Consider the following 13,700-nt stretch of genomic DNA (forward strand, 5'->3'; position numbering starts at 1 on the left):
AAGTTACAGGCCCAGCTCTTCGGGAGTGGGCATGTCGCACTCGAAGGCAATCCAGCCGCCTTCGAGTTCGGCGTGGCCGTTGACGATCAAGCCGTAGTAGGTCAGGCCGTTCTCCAGCGTGACACAGATGTGCGTGGCGCCTTTTTCCGGCGCTGCGAGCGTACCGACGAAATGCACCTTCTTCAGGACTTCGGTCACCGCCTCGAGGCCCACGCGCATGTTGGTGTTTTCCGAAGCCTCGGTATCGCCCCCACGGTCTTCGGCGCTGACGGTCACGGTGGCGATGTACGGGTACTTGGTGCTCAAGCGGGATTACCTCGGTTGGAGTGGGTGGTGAAACGGCGCCTAGGGTACGGCAGCGACACCTCATTGTCTGCATCGACCTGTTCACCGCCATGCCGTCGATGCACATGGCCTCCCCTGCCCCGATCTGTTAGGGTGCCCGCCGATGCACGCCACACCCACGCGAGGATACCGAGTGAGCGCCGAACAACCCCTGATCGCCGACCTGTTCGAGGTCGACAAACGCCTGACCCTCAAGCCCGTCGTGGACTTCAACAGCTACCTGCGCAATGCCTTCGGCGACGGCCCCTGCCGCTGCCACCGCTGTGTCGAGGGTGGCGGCGATGAAAGCACCTACACACACCGGCACACCTTCGAACTGGAAGGCCGCACCCTGCACCGGCGCTTCGCCAACACCGCGGGCAGCGACGTCCTGATGGCCCTGAAGAAGGCCTGGCTGTCCTACACCAAGGCCGAGCTGATCACCGTCGGCGCGCTGGACATGGCCACCCTGAAGGCCTTCACCGAAGCCGCCCTCCACGAACGCCTGCTCGCCCTGCTGCCCGCCAGCGGCCTGGCGCGAGAAGTCGATGGCCAATGGCAGTTGCAGGTGCTCGCCGACTGACGGTCGCCCCGGCAGGATTCTCCCGCTCTGCTACCTTGGGAGAACCCTCACCCACAGGTGATCCGACCATGGCCCGCACGACCCCCATCGAGCTGTACCGCAACATCGGTATCGTTGCCCACGTGGATGCCGGCAAGACCACCACCACCGAGCGGATCCTGTTCTACACCGGGGTCAACCACAAGATGGGCGAGGTGCACGACGGTGCCGCGACCATGGACTGGATGGCCCAGGAGCAGGAACGCGGCATCACCATCACCTCGGCGGCCACCACCGCGTTCTGGCAGGGTTCGACCAAGCAGTTCGCCGACAAGTACCGCTTCAACATCATCGACACCCCCGGCCACGTCGACTTCACCATCGAGGTGGAGCGCTCGCTGCGCGTGCTAGATGGCGCGGTGGTGGTGTTCAGCGGTGCCGACGGCGTCGAACCGCAATCCGAGACCGTGTGGCGCCAGGCCAACAAGTACCATGTGCCGCGCCTGGCCTACATCAACAAGATGGACCGCCAGGGCGCGGACTTCCTGCGTGTGGTCAAGCAGATCGACAAGCGCCTGGGGCACCACCCCGTCCCCATTCAACTGGCCATTGGCGCCGAGGAGAACTTCATCGGCCAGATCGACCTGGTGAAGATGAAAGCCATCTACTGGAACGACGCCGACCAGGGCACCACCTATCGCGAAGAAGAGATTCCAGCCGAACTCAAGGCACTGGCCGATGAATGGCGCGCGCACATGATCGAAGCGGCGGCCGAAGCCAACGACGAGCTGACCATGAAATTTCTCGACGGCGAGGAACTGACCATCGACGAAATCAAGGCAGCCCTGCGCCAGCGCACCATCGCCAATGAAATCGTCCCCACCATTCTCGGCTCGTCATTCAAGAACAAGGGCGTGCCGCTGATGCTCGACGCGGTGATCGACTACCTCCCCGCCCCCTCCGAAATCCCGGCGATCAAGGGCACCGACCCGGACCACGAAGACAAGCACCTGGAGCGCCACGCCGACGACAAAGAGCCGTTCTCGGCCCTGGCCTTCAAGATCGCCACCGACCCGTTCGTCGGTACCCTCACCTTCGCCCGCGTGTATTCCGGCGTGCTCAGCTCCGGCAACGCGGTGCTCAACTCGGTCAAAGGCAAGAAGGAGCGCATCGGCCGCATGGTGCAGATGCACGCCAACCAGCGCGCCGAGATCAAGGACGTGTGCGCCGGCGACATCGCCGCGCTGATCGGCATGAAGGACGTCACCACCGGCGACACCCTGTGCGACATCGACAAACCGATCATCCTCGAACGCATGGACTTCCCCGACCCGGTGATCTCGGTGGCCGTGGAACCAAAGACCAAGGGCGACCAGGAGAAGATGGGCATCGCCTTGAGCAAGCTGGCCCAGGAAGACCCATCGTTCCGGGTCAAAACCGACGAAGAGACCGGCCAGACCATCATCTCGGGCATGGGCGAGCTGCACCTGGACATCATCGTCGACCGCATGCGCCGCGAATTCAACGTCGAGGCCAACATCGGCAAGCCCCAGGTGGCCTACCGCGAGAAGATCCGCAACACCTGCGAGATCGAGGGGCGCTTCGTACGCCAGTCGGGCGGTCGCGGCCAGTACGGCCATTGCTGGATCCGTTTCGCCCCGGGCGACGAAGGCAAGGAAGGGCTGGAGTTCATCAACGAGATCGTCGGTGGCGTGGTCCCCCGCGAATACATCCCGGCCATCCAGAAAGGCATCGAGGAGCAGATGAAGAACGGCGTGCTCGCCGGTTATCCGCTGATCAACCTCAAGGCAGCGGTATACGACGGTTCGTACCACGACGTCGACTCCAACGAGATGGCCTACAAGATCGCCGCCTCGATGGCCACCAAGCAACTGTCGCAGAAGGGCGGCGCGGTGCTGCTGGAGCCGGTGATGAAGGTCGAGGTGGTGACGCCCGAGGAGTATCAGGGCGACATCATGGGCGACCTGAGTCGGCGCCGGGGGATGATCCAGGATGGCGACGAGACGCCGGCCGGCAAGGTGATCCGCGCCGAAGTGCCGCTGGGCGAGATGTTCGGCTACGCCACCTCGATGCGCTCGATGACCCAGGGGCGGGCCAGCTACACGATGGAGTTCACCCGCTATGCCGAGGCACCGGCGAGCATTGCCGATGCCATCGTCAAGAAGAACCGCGGGGAATAGCGCGGCCCTATCGCGGCTGAAGCCGCTCCTACAGGGATCGCGTACCCCCTGTAGGAGCGGCTTCAGCCGCGATAAGGCCGCCACAATGGTCAGTGCTGCTCGCCAGCCCGCTTGAGCAGTTTCTTGCAGCGCTCCGACACGTGCACCACCCGCAGCTGCTTGCCCGCTCTGGCATAACGCTCACGCAAGGTCTGCAACGCCGCAATCGCCGAATAATCGACAAAGCTCAAATGCTGGCAATCCAGGGTGACCTTGGCCGGATCGTTGGCCGGGTCGAACTGGTTCAGGAACGGCGTGGTCGAGGCAAAGAACAGCGTGCCGTGCACCTGATAACGCTTGCCGCCCTCGCCATCGTCATGGCTGTCGGCATACAGCTCCCGCGCATGCTGCCAGGCGAAATTGATCGCGGCGATGACGATACCGAACATGACCGCCATGGCCAGGTCGGTGAGCACCGTGACCACAGTCACCGCGATGATCGCCAGCACATCGCTCACCGGCACCTTGTTCAGCACCCGCAAGGAGGCCCAGGCGAAGGTCTGCTGGGCGACCACGAACATCACCCCCACCAGTGCCGCCAGCGGAATACGCTCGATCAGCGGCGACAGGAACAGCACGAACAGCAGGATCATCACCCCAGCCACCACGCCAGAAAGCCGCCCACGCCCATTGGAGCTGAGATTGATCACGGTCTGACCGATCATCGCGCAGCCGCCCATGCCACCACACAAGCCCGAGACCATGTTGGCCGCGCCCAGTGCCACGCATTCGCGGTCCGGGTAGCCACGGCTCTCGGTGATCTCGTCGGTGAGGTTGAGGGTCAGCAGGGTTTCCAGCAGACCGACCATGGCCATCAGGAATGCATAGGGGGCGATGATCTTCAGCGTCTCGAGGTTCCAGGGCACCTCCGGCAGGGCCAGTTGCGGCAGCCCCCCGGCGATATGCGCCATGTCACCCAGGGTGCGTGTCGGCAGGCCGAGCAGATACACAAGCAGGCCGACACCAAGGATCGCCACCAGCGCGGGCGGCACGGCGCGGGTCAGCTTCGGCAGCACGTAGACCACCAGCATGGTCAAGGCCACCAGGCCGATCATCAGATACAGCGGCGTGCCGCTGAGCCAGTGCTCGCCCTCCTTGAAGTGCTCCAGCTGCGCCAGGGCGATGACGATGGCCAGGCCGTTGACGAAGCCGAGCATCACCGGGTACGGCACCAGCCGCACCAGCTTGCCCAGGCGCAGCGCGCCGAACAGGATCATCACCACCCCGCCGAGCAACACCGTGGCCAACAGGTACTGGGCACCGTGCTGCACCACCAGGGCGACGATGACCACGGCCATGGAGCCGGCGGCGCCGGAGATCATGCCCGGGCGGCCGCCGAACAGCGCGGTCAGGGTGCAGATGATGAAGGCGCCGTACAGGCCCATCAGCGGGTTGAGGTGGGCCACCAGGGCGAAGGCGATGCACTCGGGCACCAGGGCGAAGGAGGTGGTGAGGCCAGCGAGCAGGTCGGCGCGTAGACGAGCAGGTTTCATGGGGGTCCTGATCAGGAGGCGAAGGCAAAACACTTTCTTTGTGGGAGATTGCCCGCCCTTCGGGCTGCGCTGGGGTCCTCTGTAGAAGCGGCTTTAGCCGCGATACAGGCAACCCGCTTCGCGGGTGATCGCGGCTAAAGCCGCTCCTACAGGGGGCGCGCCAAATCAATGGGCGGGCGAGACTGAAATTCGAGGGCCGATGTTACGGAATTTGCCTCGCGCCAGCCAGCAACCACCCCACACTTTCATGTGCCTGTGATCCAGGCCCGGCAAGATGCCGACAAATTTGCCATCATGTTCATTCCACCCGCGGAGATCATGGACATGCCGCTACGCCCCCTCATCGCCTCCCTGCTGCTGGCCGCCAGCCTCACCGCCCAGGCCGCCACCGAGGTCATCCCCCTGCAACACCGCGGCAGCGCCGAACTGCTGCCCGCCGCCCAGTCCTTCCTGGGCAAGGATGGCACCGTCAGCACCTTCGAGGACAAACTGATCGTCACCGCGTCTCCCGAGCGCATCGGCGACCTGCGCAGCCTGCTGCAACAGCTCGATACCGCGCCCAGGCGCCTGCTGATCAGCGTCGACAACAACGACAGCAACTTCCAGGACAACCACGGCAACGCGCGGGTCATCCAGTACGGCACCGCCAACCGCGAAGGCGGCATGCAACAGGTGCAGGCCAGCGAGGGGCAACCGGCGCTGATCCAGGTTGGCCAGAGCGTCCCGATCACCAGCACCGCCACCGACGGCTACGGGCGCCTGCAGAGCAACACCGAGTACCGCAACGTCACCCAGGGCTTCTATGTCACGCCACGCCTGAGCGGCGACACCGTGCGCCTGCAGATCAGCACCAACAACGACCGCATGAGCCAGGAGCGCCCCGATGTAGTGAAGGTGCAAAGCACCGACACGACCGTCACCGGCAAGCTCGGCGAGTGGATCACCCTGGCCGGATACAACCAGCAGAGCCAGGCCGATATCAGTGCGTCAAGCCGCACTTATAGCACCCAGCGCGGTGAAAACATGACTTTACGTGTCAAAGTCGACCTTCTCGACTGAATCCAGGCAATTCAAGGCCTCGACCAAAGGCCTTGAAACTGACCGTAGAGTCGCATTAGACCAAAGATGTAGTAAGCAGAAAAAAGCACTACAAAACATTTGACAGGCTCTTTTTGGCAAAGGCATGATGGCCTCGCTCCCGCTAATCAGAGGCCCTGGCAAGGGTCTTCGGAGCGCACTCCCCACCACCCGTGGAGGCGCTTCGTGTCCATACGGCCCATAAGGCGGTTCGACGGGATTGCGACTGCAACGAAGAAGTTGTCCCGAGGGACGGAAGCGCATCACCGCAGTTCTGGCAATCGCGTCGCACCGCAGCAAGGCAACCACGAGCCGACCTGCAGGGCACACCTTCGCCTGGCCTGCACACCCTTCCCCTTCGCACCTCCTCCGTTCGCCGCCGCACTCCCCCGGACAGGACAGCCGCCAGGCCCTCTGACCCGCGTATCCGAGCATCAGCACAATTACACTCAAGATCGATGCGACGAGGTTTATTTCCATGGCACTGACACGCGAACAGCAAATTGCAGCCCTCGAGAAAGACTGGGCCGAAAACCCGCGCTGGAAAGGCGTGACCCGTACCTACACCGCCGCTGATGTCGTTCGCCTGCGTGGCTCGCTGCAGCCAGAGCACACCTTCGCTCGCCAAGGCGCAGAAAAACTGTGGAAGCTGGTCACCGAAGGTGCCCACCCGTCCTTCCGCCCAGAAAAAGATTTCGTCAACTGCATGGGCGCCCTGACCGGCGGCCAGGCAGTGCAGCAGGTAAAAGCCGGCATCCAGGCCATCTACCTGTCCGGCTGGCAGGTTGCCGCCGACAACAACTCGGCCGAGTCGATGTACCCCGACCAGTCGCTGTACCCGGTCGACTCTGTACCGACCGTGGTCAAGCGCATCAACAACGCCTTCCGCCGCGCCGACCAGATCCAGTGGAAAGCCGGCAAGAACCCCGGCGACGATGGCTACATCGACTACTTCGCCCCGATCGTGGCTGACGCCGAAGCCGGTTTCGGCGGCGTGCTGAACGCCTACGAGCTGATGAAGAACATGATCGAAGCGGGCGCCGCCGGCGTGCACTTCGAAGACCAGCTGGCCTCGGTGAAGAAGTGCGGCCACATGGGCGGCAAGGTGCTGGTCCCGACGCAAGAAGCCGTACAAAAGCTGGTGGCCGCTCGCCTGGCAGCCGACGTTTCGGGCGTACCGACCATCATCCTGGCCCGTACCGACGCCAACGCCGCCGACCTGCTGACCAGCGACTGCGACCCGTACGACCAGCCGTTCGTGATCGGCGAGCGTACCCGTGAAGGCTTCTACAAGGTGCGTGCCGGCCTCGACCAGGCCATCGCCCGCGGCCTGGCCTACGCCCCGTACGCCGACCTGATCTGGTGCGAAACCGCCAAGCCGGACCTGGACGAAGCCCGTCGCTTCGCCGAAGCGATCAAGAAGGAATACCCGGACCAGATCCTGTCGTACAACTGCTCGCCCTCGTTCAACTGGAAGAAGAACCTGGACGACGCCACCATCGCCAAGTTCCAGCGCGAACTGTCGGCCATGGGCTACAAGCACCAGTTCATCACCCTGGCCGGCATCCACAACATGTGGCACGGCATGTTCAACCTGGCGCACGACTACGCCCGCAACGACATGACCGCCTACGTTAAGCTGCAGGAGCAGGAGTTCGCCGACGCCAGCAAAGGCTACACCTTCGTGGCGCACCAGCAGGAAGTGGGCACCGGCTACTTCGACGACATGACCACCGTGATCCAGGGTGGCGCATCGTCGGTAACCGCCCTGACCGGTTCGACCGAGGAAGAGCAGTTCCACTGAGTGCGTTGAGCTGAACAGGAAGCCCAGGTTCCGCGAGGAGCCTGGGCTTTTTTCTGCCACACACTGTAGGAGCGGCTTTAGCCGCGATGCAGGCAACGCGGTTCCGACACCGGCTTCGCGGGTGATCGCGGCTGAAGCCGCCCCTACAGGCATCGCGTCGCCAGCAAATCCCCAGATCAGGTCTAAGCTTGTGGCTACCCCATAGCAAGGACTGCCCATGCCCCGCCCTGGCCACCTGCTCCTCATCGCCGTCGCAGCCGCCGCCTGCTACCTATATGCACTGGCGATTGACAACGCCCTGCTCGGCCTGCTGGTCAAACCCATTCCCGTGCTGGCCCTGATTGCCTGGCTGAGCACCACACCCGCCACGCCCTACCGCCGCTGGATCATGCTCGGCCTGGGCTTCTCGGTGCTGGGTGACATCCTGCTGGCCATCCCGCGCGACCTGTTCGTGTTCGGCCTGGCCGCGTTTCTCTGCGCCCACCTGGCCTACCTGCGCGGCTACTGCATTCTCGCGCTGCGCCCACACTACCCGGCCCTGGCCTTCGCCCTGTTGGTCGGTGGCTCGCTGTTCAGCCTGCTCGCCAGCCACGGCCTCGGCCCGCTGCTCATACCGGTGGCGTTCTACGCCCTGGCCATCGGCGCCATGCTCTGGCGCGCGCTCGCCTGCGGCGGCCTGGCCGCGCTGGGCGCCTGCGCCTTCGTTTTCTCCGACAGCCTGATCGGCATCGACCGCTTCGTCAGCCCGTTCGCCGCCGCCGAGTACCTGATCATCCTCTGCTACTGGCTCGGCCAGTGGCTGATCGCCGCTTCGGTCATTCGCCACTCAACTGCACAAGTATTGACCCAGAGCGGTGCGAGCCGCCTTGGAAGCTGCTAGAACGAGAGTTTTTCGCATTTGCAAGTGGGCAGATTGCCCAAGGAACTTTACAAGACGCAGAAACGCTAAAAGATTACAGCTCAAGTCAAATGATATTAATTATCATTACACAACTAGACGGTCGTTACGCGAGGCAAGAAACATAATTAACAAAACCGTGCGCAATGCCCGAAAATCAGGGGTTTCAGCCAGTTACGAAGGTTTTTTGTTCTTAAACCTACGAATAAATTTGCAACGGAAATTTTACTTGCACTGGGTTTACCCATAAAATCAGCGCGATTGATTCAGCTGCGACATTTGGTCACTGCGTCTGCGACACCACGTCGCCGCTCTACTTATTTCAGACTGCAGAGCTGGGTCTCTGTATAAGGATTTCAAGCATGTCCGATTCGGCAGGACTCATCGCCCACAACTGGGGCTTTGCCATCTTCCTCCTGGGTGTCGTCGGCCTGTGTGCCTTCATGCTCGGCTTGTCCAGCCTGCTTGGTAGCAAGGCCTGGGGCCGCGCCAAGAACGAACCCTTCGAATCCGGCATGCTGCCCGTCGGCAGCGCCCGCCTGCGCCTGTCCGCCAAATTCTATCTGGTCGCGATGCTGTTCGTGATCTTCGATATCGAAGCCCTCTTCCTGTATGCATGGTCTGTGTCCGTCCGCGAAAGCGGCTGGACCGGATTCGTCGAAGCACTCGTTTTCATAGCAATTCTGTTGGCTGGTCTTGTCTACCTATGGCGCGTCGGGGCGCTCGATTGGGCTCCCGAAGGTCGCCGCAAGCGGCAAGCGAAGCTGAAACAATGAGGCTTTGGCATGCAATACAATCTCACCAGAATCGATCCGGACGCACCCAACGAGCAGTATCCGGTCGGTGAGCGGGAAACCGTCACCGATCAGCTGCTAGAGGACCAGGTCCACAAGAACATCTACATGGGGAAACTCGAAGATGTGCTGCGTGGCGCGGTCAACTGGGGTCGCAAGAACTCCCTCTGGCCGTACAACTTCGGCCTGTCCTGCTGCTACGTGGAAATGACCACGGCCTTCACGGCGCCCCACGACATCGCCCGCTTCGGCGCCGAAGTCATCCGGGCCTCGCCGCGCCAGGCCGACTTCATGGTCATCGCCGGTACCTGCTTCGTCAAAATGGCGCCGATCATCCAGCGCCTGTACGAGCAGATGCTCGAACCGAAATGGGTCATCTCCATGGGTTCGTGCGCCAACTCCGGCGGCATGTACGACATCTACTCGGTCGTTCAGGGGGTCGACAAGTTCCTCCCCGTGGACGTGTACGTGCCTGGCTGCCCGCCGCGCCCCGAGGCGTTCCTGCAAGGCCTGATGCTGCTGCAGGAATCGATCGGCCAGGAGCGACGCCCGCTCTCATGGGTCGTTGGCGATCAAGGCATCTACCGTGCCGAAATGCCCGCCCAGAAAGACCTGCGTCGCGAACAGCGTATCGCGGTAACCAACCTGCGCAGCCCCGACGAAGTCTGATCCAGCGACCTGCCGCCCGCTCCCCCAGGAGCCGGCGGCCTGGCTTCATTCTTAACGTTGACCCAAAGCGACCGAGACCATGACAGCGGACAACGCTATTTATATTCCGCCTTACAAGGCTGACGACCAGGATGTGGTCGTCGAACTGCACAACCGATTCGGCGCCGACGCTTTCGTCGCCCAGGAAACCCGCACCGGCATGCCGGTACTGTGGGTCAAGCGTGCCCAGCTCAAAGAAGTGCTCACCTTCCTGCGCAACGTCGCCAAGCCGTACAGCATGCTGTACGACCTGCACGGCGTGGACGAGCGCCTGCGCACCCAGCGCCGCGGCCTGCCGGCTGCCGACTTCAGCGTGTTCTACCACCTGCTGTCGATCGAACGTAACAGCGACGTGATGATCAAGGTGTCGCTGAGCGAAGGCGACCTCAACCTGCCCACCGTCACCGGTATCTGGCCCAACGCCAACTGGTACGAGCGTGAAGTGTGGGACATGTTCGGCATCGACTTCGCCGGCCACCCGCACCTGACCCGCATCATGATGCCGCCGACCTGGGAAGGTCACCCGCTGCGCAAGGACTTCCCGGCCCGTGCCACCGAGTTCGACCCCTACAGCCTCACGCTCGCCAAGCAGCAGCTTGAAGAAGAGTCGGCACGCTTCAACCCCGAAGCCTGGGGCATGAAGCGTCAGGGCACCAACGAGGACTACATGTTCCTCAACCTCGGCCCCAACCACCCGTCCGCCCACGGTGCCTTCCGTATCGTCCTGCAGCTGGACGGCGAAGAGATCGTCGACTGCGTCCCGGACATCGGCTACCACCACCGTGGCGCCGAGAAGATGGCCGAGCGTCAATCGTGGCACAGCTTCATCCCCTACACCGACCGTATCGACTACCTCGGCGGGGTGATGAACAACCTGCCGTACGTGCTCGCGGTCGAGAAGCTGGCCGGCATTCAGGTGCCGCAGAAGGTCGACGTGATTCGCATCATGCTCGCCGAGTTCTTCCGCATCACCAGCCACCTGCTGTTCCTGGGCACCTACATCCAGGACGTCGGCGCCATGACCCCGGTGTTCTTCACCTTCACCGACCGCCAGCGCGCCTACACCGTGATCGAGGCGATCACCGGTTTCCGCCTGCACCCGGCCTGGTACCGCATCGGTGGCGTCGCCCACGACCTGCCGCGCGGCTGGGACAAGCTGGTCAAGGACTTCGTCGAATGGCTGCCCAAGCGCCTCGACGAATACACCAAGGCCGCCCTGCAGAACAGCATCCTCAAGGGCCGTACCATCGGCGTCGCCGCGTACAACACCAAGGAAGCGCTGTCGTGGGGTACCACCGGTGCCGGCCTGCGTGCCACCGGCTGCAACTTCGACCTGCGTAAAGCCCGCCCCTACTCCGGCTACGAGAACTTCGAGTTCGAAGTACCGCTGGCCCACAACGGCGATGCCTACGATCGCTGCATGGTCCGCGTCGAGGAGATGCGCCAGAGTATCCGCATCATCGACCAGTGCCTGCGCAACATGCCGGAAGGCCCGTACAAGGCGGATCACCCGCTGACCACGCCGCCACCGAAAGAGCGCACCCTGCAGCACATCGAAACCTTGATCACCCACTTCCTGCAAGTCTCGTGGGGCCCGGTCATGCCGGCCAACGAGTCGTTCCAGATGATCGAGGCAACCAAGGGCATCAACAGTTACTACCTGACGAGCGACGGCGGCACCATGAGCTACCGCACCCGGATCCGCACCCCGAGCTACCCGCACCTGCAGCAGATCCCTTCGGTGATCAAAGGCAGCATGGTCGCGGACCTCATCGCGTACCTGGGCAGTATCGACTTCGTTATGGCTGACGTGGACCGCTAAGCATGAACAGCACGCTTATCCAAACCGACCGTTTCGCCCTGAGCGAAACCGAGCGCTCGGCCATCGAGCACGAGATGCACCATTACGAGGACCCGCGCGCGGCGTCCATCGAAGCCCTGAAGATCGTCCAGAAAGAGCGCGGCTGGGTGCCGGACGGCGCCATCTACGCCATCGGCGAAGTGCTGGGCATCCCCGCCAGCGACGTCGAGGGCGTGGCCACCTTCTACAGCCAGATCTTCCGCCAGCCGGTCGGCCGCCACATCATCCGCGTGTGCGACAGCATGGTCTGCTACATCGGCGGCCATGAGTCGGTGGTCAGCCAGATCCAGAGCGAGCTGGGCATCGGCCTCGGCCAGACCACTGCCGACGGGCGCTTCACCCTGCTGCCGGTGTGCTGCCTGGGCAACTGCGACAAGGCCCCGGCGCTGATGATCGACGACGACACCTTTGGCGACGTGCAACCTGCCGGCGTCAGCAAGCTGCTGGAGGGTTACGTATGACCATCACTTCCTTCGGCCCGGCCAACCGCATCGCGCGCTCGGCCGAAACCCACCCGCTGACCTGGCGCCTGCGCGACGACGGCGAGCCAGTCTGGCTGGCCGAGTACGAATCGAAGAACGGCTACGCCGCTGCCCGCAAGGCACTGGCCGAGATGTCCGCCGATGATATCGTGCAGAGCGTCAAGGACTCCGGCCTCAAGGGCCGTGGCGGCGCAGGCTTCCCCACTGGCGTGAAGTGGGGCCTGATGCCCAAAGACGAATCCATGAACATCCGCTACCTGCTGTGCAACGCGGATGAAATGGAGCCCAACACCTGGAAAGACCGCATGCTGATGGAGCAACAGCCCCATCTGCTGGTCGAAGGCATGCTGATCAGCGCCCGCGCGCTGAAAGCCTATCGCGGCTACATCTTCCTGCGTGGCGAATACACCACCGCGGCGAAGAACCTCAACCGTGCCATCGATGAAGCCAAGGCCGCCGGCCTGCTGGGCAAGAACATCCTCGGTTCCGGCTTCGACTTCGAGCTGTTCGTGCACACCGGCGCCGGCCGCTATATCTGCGGTGAAGAAACCGCGCTGATCAACTCGCTGGAAGGCCGCCGCGCCAACCCGCGCTCCAAGCCGCCCTTCCCTGCCGCCGTCGGCGTATGGGGCAAGCCGACTTGCGTGAACAACGTCGAAACGCTGTGCAACGTGCCGGCCATCGTCGCCAACGGCAACGACTGGTACAAGTCGCTGGCCCGTGAGGGCAGCGAAGACCACGGCACCAAGCTGATGGGCTTCTCCGGCAAGGTGAAGAACCCCGGCCTGTGGGAACTGCCGTTCGGCGTCACCGCCCGCGAGCTGTTCGAAGACTACGCCGGCGGCATGCGCGACGGCTTCAAGCTCAAGTGCTGGCAGCCTGGCGGCGCCGGTACCGGTTTCCTGCTGCCCGAGCACCTCGACGCACAGATGTACGCCGGCGGCATCGCCAAGGTCGGCACCCGCATGGGTACCGGCCTGGCCATGGCGGTCGACGACAGCATCAACATGGTGTCGCTGCTGCGCAACATGGAAGAGTTCTTCGCCCGCGAATCCTGCGGCTGGTGCACCCCGTGCCGCGACGGCCTGCCATGGAGCGTGAAGATGCTGCGCGCCCTGGAGAAAGGCCAGGGCCGCGCCGAAGACATCGAGACCCTGCTGGGTCTGGTCAACTTCCTCGGCCCAGGCCGTACCTTCTGTGCTCACGCACCGGGTGCCGTCGAGCCATTGGGCAGTGCCATCAAATACTTCCGGTCCGAGTTCGAGGCCGGTGTCGCTCCCGCTAGCGCGGCTGACACCCTGCGCCCGAACCTGGCCAAGCCGATCGTGGTCGGCGCATAACAAGATGAAGCAGCGGATGGTCCGTGCCATCCGCCAGCCCGCAGGCCGGCCCGAACGATTCGAGGCCGGCCGCAGGCTCACCGATTTCCATTAGCCACGCCCGCCCACGCGGGCCAA

At 63.4% G+C, this 13,700-nt stretch carries 12 protein-coding genes; 10 read left to right on the forward strand and 2 right to left on the reverse strand.

Annotated elements, in window-relative coordinates:
- Positions 1-3: 3 nt before the first annotated feature.
- Positions 4-306 (reverse strand): hypothetical protein, encoded by a 303-nt coding sequence (locus JYG34_RS16620; protein ID WP_011534608.1) that lies wholly within the window; start codon positions 304-306, stop codon positions 4-6.
- Positions 307-478: 172 nt separating this feature from the next.
- On the opposite strand from JYG34_RS16620, the gene JYG34_RS16625 reads away from it, so the two are divergent.
- Positions 479-907: a hypothetical protein gene (locus JYG34_RS16625; RefSeq protein WP_213657482.1), complete on the forward strand. Its 429-nt coding sequence runs from the start codon at positions 479-481 to the stop codon at positions 905-907.
- Between the two features lie 68 nt (positions 908-975).
- Positions 976-3,087, forward strand: a complete 2,112-nt coding sequence (fusA, locus tag JYG34_RS16630; RefSeq protein ID WP_213657483.1) for an elongation factor G — start codon at positions 976-978, stop codon at positions 3,085-3,087.
- An 89-nt stretch (positions 3,088-3,176) separates the two neighbouring features.
- On the opposite strand, the gene JYG34_RS16635 is transcribed toward fusA, so the two are convergent.
- Positions 3,177-4,619 (reverse strand): SulP family inorganic anion transporter, encoded by a 1,443-nt coding sequence (locus JYG34_RS16635; RefSeq protein ID WP_213657484.1) that lies wholly within the window; start codon positions 4,617-4,619, stop codon positions 3,177-3,179.
- 294 nt (positions 4,620-4,913) lie between these two features.
- Here JYG34_RS16635 and JYG34_RS16640 point away from each other — a divergent pair, with 294 nt between their 5' ends.
- From JYG34_RS16640 to nuoF, 8 genes are all read left to right on the forward strand, one after another.
- Positions 4,914-5,678 carry a secretin N-terminal domain-containing protein gene (locus tag JYG34_RS16640; protein ID WP_213657485.1) on the forward strand — a complete coding sequence of 255 codons (765 nt, stop codon included), beginning with the start codon at positions 4,914-4,916 and terminating at the stop codon, positions 5,676-5,678.
- Positions 5,679-6,174: 496 nt separating this feature from the next.
- Entirely contained in the window at positions 6,175-7,500 is a 1,326-nt protein-coding gene (gene aceA / locus JYG34_RS16645) for an isocitrate lyase (protein ID WP_008096174.1), read from the forward strand.
- 217 nt (positions 7,501-7,717) lie between these two features.
- Positions 7,718-8,380: a lysoplasmalogenase gene (locus JYG34_RS16650; RefSeq protein WP_213657486.1), complete on the forward strand. Its 663-nt coding sequence runs from the start codon at positions 7,718-7,720 to the stop codon at positions 8,378-8,380.
- A 380-nt stretch (positions 8,381-8,760) separates the two neighbouring features.
- A complete protein-coding gene (locus tag JYG34_RS16655; protein WP_011534614.1) occupies positions 8,761-9,174 on the forward strand; it encodes an NADH-quinone oxidoreductase subunit A in 414 nt (137 codons plus the stop codon).
- Between the two features lie 9 nt (positions 9,175-9,183).
- Positions 9,184-9,861, forward strand: coding sequence for a NuoB/complex I 20 kDa subunit family protein (locus JYG34_RS16660; protein ID WP_008096180.1), 678 nt, complete (start codon positions 9,184-9,186; stop codon positions 9,859-9,861).
- Positions 9,862-9,940: 79 nt separating this feature from the next.
- Positions 9,941-11,722, forward strand: coding sequence for an NADH-quinone oxidoreductase subunit C/D (gene nuoC / locus JYG34_RS16665; RefSeq protein WP_213657487.1), 1,782 nt, complete (start codon positions 9,941-9,943; stop codon positions 11,720-11,722).
- 2 nt (positions 11,723-11,724) lie between these two features.
- A complete protein-coding gene (gene nuoE / locus JYG34_RS16670) occupies positions 11,725-12,222 on the forward strand; it encodes an NADH-quinone oxidoreductase subunit NuoE (protein WP_012313767.1) in 498 nt (165 codons plus the stop codon).
- Positions 12,219-13,583 (forward strand): NADH-quinone oxidoreductase subunit NuoF, encoded by a 1,365-nt coding sequence (gene nuoF, locus JYG34_RS16675; protein WP_213657488.1) that lies wholly within the window; start codon positions 12,219-12,221, stop codon positions 13,581-13,583. The genes nuoE and nuoF overlap by 4 nt, the downstream gene beginning before the upstream one ends.
- Positions 13,584-13,700: the final 117 nt, after the last annotated feature.

The organism is Pseudomonas entomophila (genome assembly GCF_018417595.1).
In the GTDB taxonomy this organism is placed as follows: Bacteria; Pseudomonadota; Gammaproteobacteria; order Pseudomonadales; family Pseudomonadaceae; genus Aquipseudomonas; species Aquipseudomonas entomophila_C.

What these genes read in the sequence shown, in the direction of transcription:
- fusA (WP_213657483.1), top strand. Translation starts at nt 976, where the DNA reads ATGGCCCGCACGACCCCCATCGAGCTGTACCGCAACATCGGTATCGTT.
- JYG34_RS16635 (WP_213657484.1), bottom strand. Translation starts at nt 4,619, where the DNA reads ATGAAACCTGCTCGTCTACGCGCCGACCTGCTCGCTGGCCTCACCACC.
- JYG34_RS16640 (WP_213657485.1), top strand. Translation starts at nt 4,914, where the DNA reads ATGTTCATTCCACCCGCGGAGATCATGGACATGCCGCTACGCCCCCTC.
- aceA (WP_008096174.1), top strand. Translation starts at nt 6,175, where the DNA reads ATGGCACTGACACGCGAACAGCAAATTGCAGCCCTCGAGAAAGACTGG.
- JYG34_RS16650 (WP_213657486.1), top strand. Translation starts at nt 7,718, where the DNA reads ATGCCCCGCCCTGGCCACCTGCTCCTCATCGCCGTCGCAGCCGCCGCC.
- JYG34_RS16655 (WP_011534614.1), top strand. Translation starts at nt 8,761, where the DNA reads ATGTCCGATTCGGCAGGACTCATCGCCCACAACTGGGGCTTTGCCATC.
- JYG34_RS16660 (WP_008096180.1), top strand. Translation starts at nt 9,184, where the DNA reads ATGCAATACAATCTCACCAGAATCGATCCGGACGCACCCAACGAGCAG.
- nuoC (WP_213657487.1), top strand. Translation starts at nt 9,941, where the DNA reads ATGACAGCGGACAACGCTATTTATATTCCGCCTTACAAGGCTGACGAC.
- nuoE (WP_012313767.1), top strand. Translation starts at nt 11,725, where the DNA reads ATGAACAGCACGCTTATCCAAACCGACCGTTTCGCCCTGAGCGAAACC.
- nuoF (WP_213657488.1), top strand. Translation starts at nt 12,219, where the DNA reads ATGACCATCACTTCCTTCGGCCCGGCCAACCGCATCGCGCGCTCGGCC.